Below are 16,822 nucleotides of genomic sequence, written 5' to 3' on the forward strand. Positions count from 1 at the left end.
TTGTCAACCAATTAAATATCAATATTTTATTTATTTTTATAGAATAATCTGTTGCATAAGATCCATCTTTTTTAGAATGTTTAATTATTCTTTTTTAGTCAGATTCAAATTTTTTAAATTTTCAATTTACTTATAAATTGCATATATCTCCTGTTTTGATATTTCGATTAGACTACTCTATATATAATCCCATAAAAATAGTACTATAATAAATATCATTCATATATATATATCTTTTTTTAATAATCCTTCTTTTTCAAATCCAAATTTTTCGTACAAATTAATTCCTCTAGCATTATCTTCTCTAACTAAAAGACTTATCTTCTTTGTTATACCGTTAGATTTAGACCATTCTATAAGATATTTCATAACTTCATTTCCAATACCCATACCCCAGTATTTTTTTCTAAAACTTATCCCTAATATTCCATTGTGCTTCATTCTTTCTTTTTGATCAGAAGTTACTGATGCAATTCCTACTATTTCATTATTTATAATAGTAAGTATCATCTTACAGTTTTTCATAGAATTAATCTTTTCTATATAGTTTTCTTCATCTTCTATACTCATTGAAAATTCATTGGCACCAAAAGTTATAAAATCACTTTCACCTCCAACTATATTTAAATAATCTATCATCTGTTTAGCGTCTTCTTTCATTGCTTCCCTTAAAATCGCAATTTCCCCATTTTTTAATTTAATTTCTTTCATGTAAAATCCCCCTCAAAATTTATAGATAATTATATTTACCCTTATAAAATTATAGCTAAATATTTTTAATCCTTCTAAAATTGTGTAATATTTTTTAATTTTATTGTAATTAAAAAGAGTATCGGATTTTAGCCAATACTCTAAACAAACTTACTATATTTTTATTACTTTAAATTCTTAACAAGGTTATCTATCGGTAACATTCTATCTAAATAATACCACTTACATTCGCTATCTAAAAGCTTAGCATACTCTGATTTAGATTCATATCCTTTAGATTTTTTATTATAAAATTTATACTCTTTTTTACCTTCTTTATTTTTTACAGTTTCATATTTAAGTTCATTTATAAATTTATTATCTAAGTATCCAAAAATTTGAACCTTTTCAATATTGTATAAATCTTTTACTATATGTCTTTTAACTTTGTCTTTTTTATCTTCCATTTCTAAATTAAGATGAACCCCAACATAGTAATTTTTTTTATTTTTCTTATTTGAAAATTCACTTTTATCTACAATAAGTCTCGTATGCATCCCTTTAGCGATTGCTGTTTTTATTCCTATTTTATTTTTATCAATTACAGATGCATCTTTCCCTTTACTAACTAAATAATTTACAAATGCACATTCAGCAATTTTTTCTACAAATATTCTTTGTATCCCTATTTCTTTTTTAAGCTCTTTGTCTTTTATATCATCTGGTACTAAATTTATATAGTCATTAGATTCTTCAACACATTTTTTTGCAAATTCTAGTGATTTTGTTACCTGTTCTGGTGTTATATTAACTGATTTAGTTATTAATTTGTCAAATCTTTGCTTTATTCCTATATTTTTAACAAATACTTCATGTTTACTGTTTGGTTGTATATAATTCATGCTATATCTCCTTAAATTTCTGTATTTTATTATAATACCATACTATTATGTAACAAGTAAAATTTATAAATACAGATATATTTACTTAATACAAATAGCCCCCATCGCTCAAAATATCATGAGGGTATAATTATTTATATAGTTATTGAGAATTTATAAAAGACCTTGAGATTTATATACTTCTAAATTTTTTATTATATAGCTTAGTGTACAAAATTCCTTGTCTATTCTTTCTCCAATTAACATCAATCCATCTATTAATTGCTTTTCTTTAAAGCTTTCTAAAAGTATCATTATACTTACAGAATTAATTCCACCATCTTTAGTATCTAATGTTCTTGATTTTTTAACATATTTATTTTCCATTGCTGATTTTACAGCATTTTCTAATCTTTCACTTATCTCTATAGCAGGCATTTCTTCAAATACTTTTATTTGAGGTGAGTTTATATCAATGTTTTTAGCTTTAGTTACATCTGTATTTAAGAAAATTACATTTTTAAATTTAGCACCAGTAAAATCTACTTCTTCTAAATTAACACCTTCAAATATAGTATTTTCAAATTTTGCATTCTTAAATTTACTTCTTTTTAAGTTAGCTCCTATGATTTCTGATGATTTAAAAGTACATCCATAAAAGTTACAAGATTTAAAATGAGCACCTCTTAAACTTGTAAAATTAAAATTTGAGTTCGAAAAATCAGTGTTGTAACAGTTGCTTCTTTTTAAATCTTGATACATAAAATTTTTATCCATTTTTTTTGCTTTATTGTATTTTAATCCTATTTCTTTACTTGATTTATTGTTCATTTTTCCTCCGTATAATTTAAAAGCTCGTATACTAAAAGTATAAGAGCTTTATATTAATTGTTTTTTATATAATTCTTCCTAATGTTAACACATAAACTTAGTCATAACAAGCTTATTATAAATTATTTGTAATGTTACAGTTATATTTAGTATGCAATCTTTTATAATCTTTAAACACAGATAGACTTTCTTATCATATGTATTTTTATTAATTGTATATCACATAATAATTAAATATCATATTAATATTTACTTTCATTAAATGGTATCTATAAAATACTATTGACAAATTATGCTATAAATTAGAATATATAAAGTAATAACTAAAGAAAGGATGGTGTTGAATTTAAAACCTAACAACAAAAACATATTTCCTAAAATAGGTATGAGGACTATCAAAACAGGTATAGGTGTTATGCTATCTGTTCTCTTTGGAGAACTTGGGATAGTTAATGATTCTATTTTTACAGTTTCAGCAAGTGTTGTATCAATGAAAAACACTGTAAAAAGTTCATTTTTAGAAGGTTTAATGAGAATTGCTGGAACAATTTTAGGTGGTATCTGTGGTTATTTAATGATAATGTATTTAGGTAAATCCTCTATACTTATCGGTCTTGGAGTAATATTCATAATATATTTATGTATATTATTACGAATACAAGATTCGGTTGCAATAGCTACATTGACATTTGCATCCATAGTAGTTGGTTCAGGATCATCTGACCCTCTTTCTTATTCCATTGGAAGAACCTTCGATACACTAGTTGGCGTAATTATAGCATTAGTTGTAAATTACAGTCTTAGGAGAAAAAGATATATCGAGAAAATACAATTTAACTTTCATGAGTTGGAAGATCTTTATATAAATTTAGTAAAAGATATAATTTCAAATATAGAATATAATAGATTAGAAGAATTATCAGATATTTTAACAAGTTTACAATTAACTCATAAAAACTATATAGATGAAGGAAATTATTCTATTTATACATTTGATAAGGAAAAACTTGAAGCAATACTGAAAGAATGTGAAGAATTATATTATCATATGTATGGTTTAAGTATACAAAAACAAAACTTAATGGTATCCAAACACTTAGCAAAAGAACTATATACTTATGGTATCAATGTCATAAATAATTATGTTATATCTGATGATGGTAATTTGATTTTAGAATATCACATGAGTGAAATATTAAAAATTATAGAACTAAGAGAAGATAGTGAGGATTAAATTCACTGGCTTCTCTTTTTTAATTTATTTATTATTTTCTATTATTGGACTTATCTTGTCTATTCTATTCGTCCATTTATTTATGCTTAGTATATAGTTAATAATAAATACTATGAATAACCCAACAGTTACTATCTTCCAAATATTTAAAGCTAAATTTATATTTATACTACTTTCTTTTTTACATCCTTTTTAGTACAGTATATATAGTTAATTTTTTCCATCCTAAACTAGATTCTACTAGCTTTACTAACTCTGTAGAATTGATTGGTGCATTATCCCATATTAAATTCATAAATTTCATTTCTGAATCTGATAATTTTATATCTCTCATTTTTTCTCCTTTGATTTACTATTGTAGACCTTTAATTGTCAAGTTTTTTAATGTATCACTGTTATATAAACTTAACATGATATTGTACTTTATTTAACTTTTAACTTATTAGAAAATATCATTAAAATTTTGTAATATGTTTTTAATAAAAGTACTAAGAATGTATATATTTAATTTAGGACAAACTAAGGTCGAATTTAATAATTAAAGGAGTATATAACAATGAAAAAAATTTTAAGAAATTCATTATTATCATTATTTGTGTTAATTCTTATTCTAACTCCGATTAAAAGTCAAGCTTTAGAAAACTTCACTTCTAAAGACCTACAGTATAGTAAATCTTGTTGTGATTTAAGAATGCTACAAAGAAGGTTATGGATAGATCATGTTTCATGGACTAGAAATACGATTGTAAGCGATTTATCTTCACTTGAAGATAAGGGACTTGTATTAGAAAGATTGCTTAAAAACCAAGATGATATCGGAAATTCAATTAAACCATATTACGGAGAAGAAGCTGGAAATAAACTTGCTTTATTGTTAAGAGAGCATATAAACCTTGCTGTCCAAGTAACTGATGCTGCTAAAAATGGAAATAAAGAAAATCTAAAAAAATACAATAAGTTATGGTATGAAAATGCAGATAATATAGCTAAATTTTTAAGTTCTGCTAATCCTAACTATTCGTATGAAACTCTAAAAGACATGCTATATAAGCATTTACAATTTGTTACAGATCAAGTTGTTGCCAGATTAAATAATGATTGGAATGCAGATATACAAGCCTATGATAAAGGTGAAGATCATATGATTATGTTTGCTGATGTTATTACAGATGGTATAATAAAACAATTCCCTCAAAAATTCAAATAAAATTTATTACTCATATATACTACATAAAATAAACCGTATTACAAAAAGTAATACGGTTTATTTTGATTTTATATTATTAATTATCTTCTTTTATATATATTTTTATTTCTTCTCTTCGATCTTTTTTTTCTATTAATAAATTTAACACTATAGGCTATTGCTCCCAATGATAAAATAGTTCCCACAATAGTAGTAGCATAAAGTCCTATATTATCTTTAATTAAATCAAATACTGATGAATCTATCTTTCCAGGCACTCTTGATTTATAATTTGGCAATGAAAATGTTAAGTCTACTTTTTTATTTGATAATTTCCATGCATTTTTATCTTTACTATTGTATTCTACTTTTGCATTTTTATCGTTAATATCATTTTTATAATACATTATATCATTTGATGTTATAATAGGAGCTTCTATACTTTTCTTAGGTCCAAAAAGTCCAAATGCTTTATATTCTAAGTCTACTGTACCAACCTTTTCTCCATCTTTTTTAAATACTTGCTTTTTAGCAGCATAGCCATAATCTGCAATTTTTTTTGTGTCATTAAATACATTTGTGTCGTCTGATCCATACTCAGACTTAAGAGCTACAGTAACTAATTTTCTACCATTTCTTTCAAAGAATCCTACAAAACAACGACCTGCTTGAATTTCATTTCCTGTTTTCCCACCTATATTACCATCTTGTCCAAGAATTTTATTTCTTGTTTCAATAAGAACAGGTGATCCAGATAAATTAACTGATGTTTTTTTATACTTTTCTGAAATTATATCTCTTATCCACTCATTTTTATAAGCTTCACTTGCAATTATTGCTATATCATATGCTGTTGATAAATTGACTTCTGTACTTTGTGGGTTTAGAGCATCTTTTTCTAATCCACAAGGATTTACTATATGTGTATTTTCTAATCCGAGAGATTTAGCTTTATCATTCATCATCTTTACAAAGTCTTTAGTATTTCCAGATACAGAGTCTGCCATTAGATATGCTGCATCATTAGCAGAGAAAATCATAACGGCTTTCATAATATCATTACTTGATATTTTATCGCCAACATTAATTTTTTTGAAATTATTTAATGCTGTTTGAGTAGTTTTAAGTGCATCTTCAGTAAACGCAATTTGCTCTGATTTTGAAGTATTCTCAGCAAAGATTAGTGATGTTAACAATTTAATCGTACTAGCTACAGGTCTTTGTTTATCAGCATTTTTTGATGCAATAATTTCACCAGTATCCATATCCATAACTATTGCTGATTCTGCAATTATTCCTTGAATTTGTCCTATATTATTTTGTGCATTTGCTACACTAGTAACAGATGTTGATATCGTTATTAGAAGTGTAAGAATTAACGCTTTAAAAAACTTCGTTTTTTTCATTTTAAACCTCATTTCTATCATATATTCTTCTAAAGTATATCATACTAAACTTTGTTCAACAATATTTAGCTTATTTTGCTATAACGATTTATGCTCATCATCATGTTAGTCAAATATCAAAAGAGGTATTGATTATTAAATCAATACCTCTTTATAATAAATAGTTTTTATGCTATATTTTCAATCTCTAATACCTTTTTTATGCAATTATCATCTTCATAATCCGAGGTTCTTTTAGAATCTTCTATTTTAAAATCTGGAGTAGTTTTAAATTCTTCATCACATATTCCATCTTTATTTAAATACATGCAGCTTGCCATTCTGACTATTAGTCCACTATTTTTTAAATCAAATAATACAGGATCTATCACCCCTCCGTCTCCTCCTGTAGTTTTTCCTATTAGTGTAGCAAATTCAGTTTCCTTACAGAATATAGCAAATGCCTCTGATGATGAATATACTTTTTCATCTACAAGTAAATAAATATTGCCTTTAAACTTTAAATTAGGATTTGACTTTATATCATACAGTGTATTTTCAAAATTGCTAAACTTTCCTAAGACTTCCTCTGGAGCATTATTTTTTACATTCATAGGTAAACTTTTTATAGGTTGTAGCTTTATATTTTTTGCATTAGTATATTTTTTAATTATCTCACTATTGTTTCTATAAACTCTATAACCATTTACTTTAATTTCATCTTTTGTAAGCTTAGATACTATTCCTTGCCAATATTTATCGCTTCCCCCTAAATTTCCTCTTATATCAATAATTAAAGCTTTATGATTACCTAATGTATTAATATAATCTCCAATCATGTCTAAATCTGTTTCTATAGATCCATTCTTAGATGCCATTGATGGTAAATATATGTATCCTACCTTATTTTTAATTGCATCTTTTAAAATTAATTCTTTTTTTAAAAAAGTTTCTTTTGATATTTCTATCTTGGGTTTTATAGAATTGTATCTATCTACTACCTTACTATTATTAAGAAAGTCATATGAATTATTATTTGAATATGACTTCTTAAAAAGTTCATATCTCTTTTTATTATCTATTATTTCAGTATGTCTATTGTTCAAGTCTGATAATATAGATGACATTTCTTCTATAAATGCTTGGTCACTTTTAGTATTTTCAATTCTTTTTATATATTTATCCTTATTTTCTAACCACTCTATATTATTACGTCTTTTATTTACATCAAGATAAGGATATCCATTTTTTATAGTATTGTACATATAGTTAAAGTCTTCTACCTTTTCTGTATTAGATAATTCATTAGTATTAGAATAAGTGTAACTTCCTAATGCTATTATAAATATAAAAATAATTACTAAAAATAATGCTTTCTTTTTCATCAAATTCACGTCCTTATTATTTCCATAATCTTAAACATTTTAACACTACTTTACAATAAAATCTAGATTAACTAAATTCTGTATGTGTTTAATGTTGCACATATATTTTATGATATAAATGAAATAATACTCAGATATTCAGAAAAAAAGCTATTTTTATATTTTATTAATCATCCTCTAAATAAAAAATACTATATTAACCTATTGTACTAGTTAAAATTAATTGTTCCATTAATTGAGAAAAGCTAGTTTCTATTCTTCTTCTAACTTTAAATGTTAGTTATCTAACTTATTTTGGATAGTTATCCTTACTATTTCCTCTTTTAAGAATAATAAATTTATAGATTTTGCCTTTTTTAACTCAGGTGTTAGCCTTTTGTTGATATATCTTTTATCTCCTATTTTTTGGAATAACATTTTATATTCTCTGCATAGTAAACCAAAGAATGCCTTTTCTGAATCAATAGTCAAAAGTTCACTAACAATACTGATAGTAATTATTTCACTATCTGAAAGTTTACTATCTTTAACATTTGTCCTATTTCTAATATTTATAAGTATAATATCACTGTATATATCATCAACAATGGTATAAATAATAGTAAATAAGCCATTTAAATTTTCTATTTCTGGGGTATAATAATTCTTAAACGGTAACCCTCCTTTAGATTAATGATGATAATCTTAAGATGCTATATTTGTTGGAGTTTTATTATTAAAAAAATTAACTAGCATAACGAGTTAATTTATGAATTTAATATAAAAATTAAAAAGATGACTTACCTAAAATATACATAATTCACCCTTTTAATTTTTATATTTTATTAAGTTTTTATTTATAACTTCAAATTAGTAGTATATATTTATCCTAATATTTGTATTTCTATATTTTGTCTTCCAAAGCTATTGCAATCTGATTCGCTATTCATAAATATATCTATTTTATTACCTTTTATAGCTCCACCACAGTCTTCTGCTATAAATACCATATCAAATTTAGGTATATATACTCTTGTTCCGTATGGAATTACTGAAGGGTCTACTGCTATAGTTCCCCATCTAGGAGTAGTTCCTGTAGCTGTTATAGTATGACCTGAATATGCGCTTGCATTTACTGTCATTAAACGTCCAGTGTTGTTATTAGAAAAATTAGCTTTTTCTTCTTCATTATTATTTTTAGAATCATTTGATGATAATTCATTGTTATTTACAGTATTATTTGATACCACTGTGTTATTATTTTGATCAACAGATTTTTTAGCAACTGAAGTCTCTTTTTCTAATTGCCTAACTTGAGTTTCTGTTAATACATACTCTTCATTTACCCAACCAGTTTTTTTGTCGTCATATTTAACGTTGTACCAATCATCTTCTACTTCTAAAATTTCAACATCCGTTCCTTTACTTAAAAATTCTATTTTAGAATCTTTTATAGATGGTCCTTTTCTTACATTTAATTTATCTACAGTTACTGTAGCTTTTTCATTACTAGTATAATCTGAATGTATCCATCCTTCATTTTCTTCAATCTTAATTTTATTCCATTCCTTGTTTTTTTCTAATATCTCAACAACAGTACCTTTATCTAAAATTTCTATTTTAGATTCTTCTACAGATGGTCCTTTTCTTACGTTTAATGTTTCCGTTCTTACTACTTCTCTTTCTACAGCGTGTACAGTATGTGTTGAAGTATATAATCCTCCAACGGCTAAACCTATGGTTAATATTAATGATGTTTTGATATTTTTATTTTTCCTCATAAAATTCCTCCATTTAATTTATAAAATTTATATATAATTAACTATCTTGTTATAAAATTCGTTTTTTTAAATTTTGTTACTGTTTTGTAACTTGTTTATTAGTCTAATACAATTTTGATCCTTTGTAAACACCTTACTCCGCAAAAAGCGACAAAATAGTTACATTTTTTTACAAATAATAACTATTTTTGACAACTCTTGTTCCTTAGAATTCTAATGTTTTGTGCATATAAAAAAAAATTACTTTTATTTATGAAAATTTTTTTATTTTAAAATCAAAAAGTTATAAAAAACAAGCTATTTTACTTGCCTTTTTGTATCTGTATTTATAATAAAATTTGAAATATTTTTTCTAAACTTAGATTTATAAATTAATTTATAGATATAAACCTACTACTTGATTTTCTTTCAGATTAACTATTTCATAATTTATAAATAATTTTCCTCCTATACGTTTTCTTAAAGTATGACTAATATAATATGACATAAATATGTCATATTTTAAATATGGAATTATATTGTTAATATTTAATTTTATCCAAGCCCTAAACTATTACCCTTTAACTAAAAACAAAATTAAAGTAATTAGACTTAATATAAAAATGACAAAAAACAAAAGTACCAATCATAAAATGATTAGTACTTTTTATTCTTAAATTTATTTTATATTTATTTATATAATTTTATATTAAATTTACACTTGTCTCTAAAATAGCAAATTTAATTTACTATTTCATTTTATCAAGCCTATTTTTAGTTTCTAATCTATTTTTCCACATCTCTTCTTCAGATGTGTATCCTCTTTTCTTAGCCATATCTTTAGTATATGTTCCTTCATGTATTAAATTTAGTATATGAAGTGCATCTTTTCCTGATGCTTCCATAGTTCCTCTACAAGAACCACAATAAGTCAATACATTTTCTTGAGTACAATCATTCGCTCTTCTTGTATATAGTTTCTCATATAATTGAGGATTTGAGCTACAAACCATACCTCCAACACCACAACATCTTGTATTTTCTTTGTTATTTTGCATTTCTTCATACTTATAACCTAATTCATCTAATATCCACCTAACATTTTCATGATGTGATTTAACATTTCTAGTTACACAAGAATCATGTATATTAAATATTACATCTGAACTAGTGCCTACGCCTTTTTGAACTTCTGGTATACCTATTTTTTCTTTCATTAAATCCCAGTACGATATAACTTTCTTATCAGATGTTTCATTATAAACATTATAACAAGAAGGACATATTGTAATTATAACATCTGCATTAGTTTCATTTATAGCATCTATAGCCATCTTATTTCTTTTCTTAAAGCTTTTATCTTCTCCAATTAATTTAGTTACTTTACCGCAACATTGTAATAATGCTCCAACCTCTCCATCTAAATTTGATTTTAGATGCTTAAGGGTACTTTCTACAACTGAAGGACTATAAGCTGGAACTGTACATCCAGGTACAAATAAATATTTTGTTTTTTTATCTTGTGCTAAAACAGTAGTTGAGTACTCCTCACTACATTCCATTTCCTGTGATTTATCAAAAGGCTTTAACAATTCTATAACTTGTTGATCATTGTTATCTACTATATATTGATCTTTAATAGCTATAAAGTTTTCTCTTAAGTTTAAATCTTTAGGACACTTAATAGTACATTGGCTACAATCATTACATGAGAATGCTATCATTTTATCCATATTTTCATAGCCTTTATTTAAATATTTTTTAAATAAAGTTTTTGGACAATCTGTATATTCATTCATCATTATACATTCTTTCATACATAATTTACATTCACACTGTCTACATCTATTAGCCTCTTTTAAAGCCTCTTCTTTTGTATATCCAAGCGATACTTCATCAAAAGATTTAACTCTTATAGATTTGTCTGATTCAGCCATAGAATATCTTCTTTCACTAATATCAGTCCAGTCTACTTCTCTTTTTAACTTAGTCTCATAGCTAGAAGTGTCTTCTAGTTTTCTACCTTCTGTTAAAGATTCATTACTTAAAAATCTCTTAACTGATTCTGCTGCTCTTCTTCCTGTCGCCATAGCTTGTACAACTATTACGGATTCTCCAGAAGCATCTCCTGCTATAAATACTTTTTCATTAGCTTTAGATTGTAGTGTTAATTTATCACACTCAAAATTAGTGTTAGGCATTTGAGTTAATATACCATTTGCAAAGCTTCCCTCTACACCTTGTCCTATAGCAAAAACTATAGTATCTACTTCTAATTCTTTACTTTCATTTTCATCAAATGTAGGGCTGAAAGCTCCATTTTCATTAAATATAGATATACATTTTTTAAGTATTACTTTACTTACTCTATTATTTTCATCTACTATTATTTCTTTTATAGCTTGACCATGGTTAAACTTTATTTCTTCATCTATTGCACCTATTATCTCATGATTTGATGCATTCATAGTATTAAAACTATCTTCTAGACATATAGAGTATACTTCTCTAACTTGTTCAAGTCTTTTAGAGATTCTAGCACAGTCCATTGCTACATCTCCACCACCAACTACTAACACTTTATTCCCAGCTTCTTTTACATCTCTTGTAATTGCAGCTTCTTTAGTGTATTCTGCTGCTGAGAATATTCCTTTAGCATTAGAGTTTTTTAAACTTCTATCAACACTACCTTGATGCTTACCAACTGCAACTATAACACTGTCATATGAATTTACTACTTCTTTAAAATCTATATCTTTTCCTATTTCACAGTTTAACTTGAACTTAACTCCTAATTTATCTAAATAACTTATTTCTTTTTCTAAAATATTTCTTGGTAATCTGTATTCAGGTATCCCAACTGCCATCATACCACCTCTAACAGGTAGCTTTTCAAATACAGTAACATCAAATCCTTCTCTTTGAAGTTCAAGTGCTGCTTGAAGCCCTGATGGACCAGCACCTATTATCGCTATAGTTTTTCCATTTGATGGCTTAACCGATAAATCCCAATCTTCTTCTCTATCAAAATTATCAGCTGCATATCTTTTAAGTCCTGCAATTGACATTGGAGAATTTATCTCATTAATTTTACACTTACTTTCACAAGGATGAGCACATATTCTACCTAAAGTTCCTGGTATAAACAAATCTTCTCTTATAACTTTTATGGCTTCAAATCCCTTATCTTCTCTTATTAATCTTATATATTCTTTAGCATCTGTATGCATAGGACATGTAGCTACACAACCTGCATCTGCATCACCTATACATTCATTCACTATATTTTCCATATTTTTTATTATGTTTTGTTTTAACATACTATCATCCTCCACAACTTAAATTATGCATTCTTTTTCTTCGGATCTATAGCAAATATAAATACACCTGTAACTATAACTAGTCCCCAGAATGCTAGGCTAGGAGTTATTTTCTCTCCAAATAATATAGCACTAAATATAATAGACCATAATGCAGCAGTTGAGTTTAAAGCAGTTCCCATTGCTGCTCCTATTAAATCAACAGCTTTATACCAACAAAGATAGGTTGTTGCACCTAATATAGCTATACCAGCATACGCTACTATCGTTCCACTGGTTACTACATTAGCTGCTACACCATAACCACCTATTAATGGTAAAACTATAAATCCGTATGATAACATTGATATTAAATATCTTAGACATAAAAACTGTTGTGGTGTCGGGTTAATATGTTCCTCTCCTTTTATATGTTTCATAGCAAACCCTATAATAACACCTTCTAAAGCCCATCCTAATACTGCTACTAATGCAAATATAACTCCCATAAAGAATGTATCTGGTACATTTGATGATGGATTAAATCCTAACATAAATGAACCTAATAAACTTACCGCAATACCAACCATTGCTCTTGCTGATAGTTTTTCTTTTAATATAAAATATGATAATATTGCTCCAACACCTGGATAAATAACTGATATACTAGATGCGTAAGGCGCTGTTGCATATTTTATAGATAATAAGTAAGCACTCATGCCTATTGGTGCTCCCACTAAAGCTGCTAAAGCCGTTGCCTTACCTTTTTTAGTTTTTAATAATCCAAATACTGGCTTCAACTGTTTTCCAAATAATAAAACTAATGCTATCCACATAAAGCAGAAACTATCATGGAAAAATGCTGATACTAGCGGTGAAAGTTCGAATTCTGAAAATATACTGCTACCTCCAACTTTTCCCATTAAAACTGAATCAAGTCCCCATGCAAGTCCTACTGTAATTCCAAGTAATAACCCTTTTTTCATATTTTTGTTGTCTTTCATAACGTCAATTCCTTTCCTAATCTTTTTTTGTTTTTTATTTAACATTCTATATATTATATAAGCAATTTTCGTGCCAAGTTTTTATTTTTTATTTAGTTAAGAATTTATCCATCTTCTTTGTTATAAATCAATCAATCTTTTTATCACTTGTGTTATTTTTTTTACCATTTCAATGTAAACTTTCATTACACTGTCATTTTTAATTACACTTTTTATTAAGTTGTCTACATTAGTTACTATTTTATATTTTTTTGTTATATGCTAAAATAACTTATCAATTAAATTTTATTTATTAATTTTTAGAAAGGTCTATATAAATGAAAGATACTAAAATCACTAAAAAAAGTTATACATTTGATGATATAATAGGTGAAAGTAGCCAAATAAAAAAAGTAATATTAGAATGTAAAGCTATATCAGATAGTCCTTCTACAGTTTTGCTCCTTGGAGAGAGTGGTTGTGGCAAAGAACTTTTAGCTCAAGCTATACACAACAATAGCTCTAGAAAATATAAACCATTTATAGCTGTAAATTGCGGTGCTATACCTGCCAATTTAATAGAAAGTGAATTATTCGGTTATGAATCAGGTGCTTTTACAGGCTCAAATAAAAATGGTGCTTTAGGTAAATTTGAACTAGCTAATGGAGGTACTATATTCCTTGATGAAATAGGTGAAATGCCTTTAGAAATGCAAGTTACACTACTTAGAGTTTTACAAGAAGGTGTAATTACAAGAATAGGCGGGAAACATAATATCTCTGTAGATATTCGTGTAATTGCTGCTACTAACAAAGCTTTAAAACAAGAGGTAAAGGATAAAAGATTTAGAAGTGATTTATATTATAGGCTTAATGTATTACCTATAAATGTACCTCCATTAAAAGAACGTATTGGAGATGTACCGGTTCTTTTAAATCACTTCCTAAATGTGAAAAGCAGAAAATTAAATAAACCAATCCCCAATATTCCAGGGACTCTCTTAAAAAAAATGATTTCATATTGTTGGCCTGGAAATATAAGAGAGTTGGAAAATTTCGTAGAAAACATAGTTGCCTTAAACGGAGAAACTACTTGTGAAATAGATTTAGAAGAATGCCATTGTCTTACACATGATAATTTAGGCAATCCAATAGAACAAAAATCACCTGATAAACTTTGTGCAATGTGTGAAACTAATGATGATATTGTTACTCCTCTAGTAGTTCTTGAGCAAATAGAAATAAAAAAAGCTTTACGAGTTTGTAGCGGTAATATCTCTCAAGCGTCTAACAAGCTAGGAATTAGTAGAAATGCGCTTTATAATAAGATGAAAAGATATGGTATTGTTAATAAGTAGACTATAAATATATTTACCAAAGGTTCTTCCAATTTTATAAATATTTTACATTCGCCATGCTTTATGTAACACATAATTACTAAACCTAATATTATATATAAGTTAAAATACTAGGTTGGTGATAATGTGAATTTTAATCCTGATAAACTAGAAACAACTTTTGTAGAACCTATGGCACCCTATGGTCCTATAGAAGGTCGAAAATATACACTTACACATTCCGATAAGACTGGTGTGATGTTTTTAGACATAGCCGATGAATATAATTATAAAGTTATAAATCAAGATTTAAGAGATGAGCTTTTAGGTACCTTGAAAAACTTTGATAGTTCTTACGTGCTATTTTTATATGCTTATATTGGAAACCTGGACTATTTTTCTTCTCTTATGAAATACAGTGCTTTTAAATCTCATATGAATTTAGCATTACAAGCTATAATTTATGGTGACAGAGATTTAATAAAAGAACATCCAAAGCTAGCTAATGCTCCTATTTATGTAAAGTTTAATTCTCCACTTCCGATATTTGATAATTACGAGTTTTATGGATATGTAAAATATTATATAATATAAAAACCGTATCACTTAATTGTGATACGGTTCTATGTACTTTTTTATTTATACTATGTACTTTTTTATTTATACTATTATATGCATTTAAAAAAAATTATGATTCTTAATTACTTAAAATAGTTTTTCTCATTTATAAATTTAACTTTGTATATTTTGTAAAGCTGCATATTCATTTTTTGTATAACCTTTAGAAAGTTTCTTTGACTTTACTTTATTAATAAATATACAAAGTATATCTGTAAAAGTAAATATACTTATTGCTAGTAAAATAGTTTGTAACGGCATATATGATTCTGTTTTTAATAATAAAATAGAAAATCCTATAATAGTATAATGAATACAATACATCAAATTAGTATTTTTACTCCATCTATTAATAGTTATTTTTACTATCTCTGGAATGTACTGATATACAAAATATAAAAGACTTATCCAGAATAATGCAAAAACACATAATACAATGTTCCCCATAATATCTTGATGATAATACTCAGTTTGATATAATGCTCCAAAGGCTCCGAATTTCACATTATTTACATAAGAATAAACCCATAAAAGTATTGAAAGTGGTGCAGTTACAAATAATATATTCTTATATAAAACAGTTTTATTTGCACATCTTGTTAAAATTTGACCAAAATAATACCCTACTAGAGCAAATGTAATCCATGATAAAAATGGAAACCAAGAAAGTTCATCTGTTCCCCATATTCCTCTGCAAATAATATTAATAATTTTATTTTCAATAACAGTTCCTCTTAAAAATATATTTAATGTCATTAATCCACACCAAATACCAAATAATCCTTTATTTGAAATATTAAATTTCTTAATTAGAGAAAAAAACAAAAATACTAATCCTGAAAATGCTAATATATCAATTCCGAATATAGATTCTAGCCCTAATTGAATATAACTCATATCATTAGCTCTAAGTGCTAATATAATATTTGGAATAAAATCCATAAGTATATTTAATCCATATCCTAATAATAATAAAGATATTCCTCTTTTAAATAAATACTTTGCAGTACTTCTTCTTGAATATACAATACCTACTCCAATTAAAATTATAAATATCGGTGCTGACATCGGACTTCCTAAAAATTCAACTAATCTATTATAAAAACCACCTTCTATCTTTGGAGATTGGTAGTATTCATTAACATGAACCCAAACCATAAATAAAATTGCTAATCCTTTAGCTAAATCTAATTCTTTCTGATAAGAAGTATTAATTTTTTCTTTATTAAAAATATCCATACTTAATTTTCCCTT

At 26.3% G+C, this 16,822-nt stretch carries 14 protein-coding genes and 1 pseudogene; 4 read left to right on the forward strand and 11 right to left on the reverse strand.

The window, feature by feature from the left end:
* Positions 1–219 precede the first annotated feature (219 nt).
* From NWE74_RS05075 to NWE74_RS05085, 3 genes are all read right to left on the reverse strand, one after another.
* Positions 220–711, reverse strand: coding sequence for a GNAT family N-acetyltransferase (locus NWE74_RS05075; RefSeq protein WP_258242149.1), 492 nt, complete (start codon positions 709–711; stop codon positions 220–222).
* Positions 712–875: 164 nt separating this feature from the next.
* Positions 876–1,592, reverse strand: coding sequence for a hypothetical protein (locus tag NWE74_RS05080; protein WP_258242150.1), 717 nt, complete (start codon positions 1,590–1,592; stop codon positions 876–878).
* Between the two features lie 153 nt (positions 1,593–1,745).
* Positions 1,746–2,402, reverse strand: coding sequence for a pentapeptide repeat-containing protein (locus NWE74_RS05085; RefSeq protein ID WP_330666300.1), 657 nt, complete (start codon positions 2,400–2,402; stop codon positions 1,746–1,748).
* A gap of 340 nt (positions 2,403–2,742) precedes the next feature.
* On the opposite strand from NWE74_RS05085, the gene NWE74_RS05090 reads away from it, so the two are divergent.
* The gene (locus NWE74_RS05090; RefSeq protein WP_258242151.1) at positions 2,743–3,636 is read left to right on the forward strand and encodes an FUSC family protein; all 894 of its coding nucleotides are present in this window, start codon (positions 2,743–2,745) and stop codon (positions 3,634–3,636) included.
* Positions 3,637–3,817: 181 nt separating this feature from the next.
* Here NWE74_RS05090 and NWE74_RS05095 read toward each other — a convergent pair whose 3' ends face one another.
* The gene (locus NWE74_RS05095; RefSeq protein WP_258242152.1) at positions 3,818–3,970 is read right to left on the reverse strand and encodes a BlaI/MecI/CopY family transcriptional regulator; all 153 of its coding nucleotides are present in this window, start codon (positions 3,968–3,970) and stop codon (positions 3,818–3,820) included.
* Positions 3,971–4,192: 222 nt separating this feature from the next.
* Here NWE74_RS05095 and NWE74_RS05100 point away from each other — a divergent pair, with 222 nt between their 5' ends.
* On the forward strand, positions 4,193–4,843 hold the full coding sequence (locus NWE74_RS05100; protein ID WP_258242153.1) for a glycosyltransferase: 651 nt from the start codon (positions 4,193–4,195) through the stop codon (positions 4,841–4,843).
* An 80-nt stretch (positions 4,844–4,923) separates the two neighbouring features.
* Here the strand turns inward: NWE74_RS05100 and NWE74_RS05105 are convergent, their stop codons facing one another.
* The 6 genes and pseudogenes from NWE74_RS05105 to NWE74_RS05130 form a co-directional block, all read right to left on the reverse strand.
* The gene (locus tag NWE74_RS05105; protein WP_258242154.1) at positions 4,924–6,228 is read right to left on the reverse strand and encodes a D-alanyl-D-alanine carboxypeptidase family protein; all 1,305 of its coding nucleotides are present in this window, start codon (positions 6,226–6,228) and stop codon (positions 4,924–4,926) included.
* Between the two features lie 167 nt (positions 6,229–6,395).
* Positions 6,396–7,592: a S41 family peptidase gene (locus tag NWE74_RS05110; RefSeq protein ID WP_258242155.1), complete on the reverse strand. Its 1,197-nt coding sequence runs from the start codon at positions 7,590–7,592 to the stop codon at positions 6,396–6,398.
* A gap of 214 nt (positions 7,593–7,806) precedes the next feature.
* Positions 7,807–8,219, reverse strand: a pseudogene (locus tag NWE74_RS19290) (IS982 family transposase); the annotation flags it as partial.
* Between the two features lie 236 nt (positions 8,220–8,455).
* Entirely contained in the window at positions 8,456–9,352 is an 897-nt protein-coding gene (locus tag NWE74_RS05120) for an SH3 domain-containing protein (protein ID WP_258242157.1), read from the reverse strand.
* Positions 9,353–10,080: 728 nt separating this feature from the next.
* Positions 10,081–12,651 (reverse strand): FAD-dependent oxidoreductase, encoded by a 2,571-nt coding sequence (locus NWE74_RS05125; RefSeq protein ID WP_258242158.1) that lies wholly within the window; start codon positions 12,649–12,651, stop codon positions 10,081–10,083.
* A 23-nt stretch (positions 12,652–12,674) separates the two neighbouring features.
* Positions 12,675–13,634 (reverse strand): DMT family transporter, encoded by a 960-nt coding sequence (locus NWE74_RS05130; protein ID WP_258242159.1) that lies wholly within the window; start codon positions 13,632–13,634, stop codon positions 12,675–12,677.
* 317 nt (positions 13,635–13,951) lie between these two features.
* Here NWE74_RS05130 and NWE74_RS05135 point away from each other — a divergent pair, with 317 nt between their 5' ends.
* On the forward strand, positions 13,952–14,971 hold the full coding sequence (locus NWE74_RS05135; protein ID WP_258242160.1) for a sigma-54 interaction domain-containing protein: 1,020 nt from the start codon (positions 13,952–13,954) through the stop codon (positions 14,969–14,971).
* 126 nt (positions 14,972–15,097) lie between these two features.
* On the forward strand, positions 15,098–15,544 hold the full coding sequence (locus NWE74_RS05140) for a staygreen family protein (RefSeq protein ID WP_258242161.1): 447 nt from the start codon (positions 15,098–15,100) through the stop codon (positions 15,542–15,544).
* A 138-nt stretch (positions 15,545–15,682) separates the two neighbouring features.
* Here the strand turns inward: NWE74_RS05140 and NWE74_RS05145 are convergent, their stop codons facing one another.
* Complete coding sequence (locus NWE74_RS05145) at positions 15,683–16,807, reverse strand: acyltransferase (protein ID WP_258242162.1); 1,125 nt, start codon at positions 16,805–16,807, stop codon at positions 15,683–15,685.
* Between the last annotated feature and the right edge of the window lie 15 nt (positions 16,808–16,822).

This window comes from Romboutsia lituseburensis (assembly GCF_024723825.1).
In the GTDB taxonomy this organism is placed as follows: Bacteria; Bacillota; Clostridia; order Peptostreptococcales; family Peptostreptococcaceae; genus Romboutsia_F; species Romboutsia_F lituseburensis_A.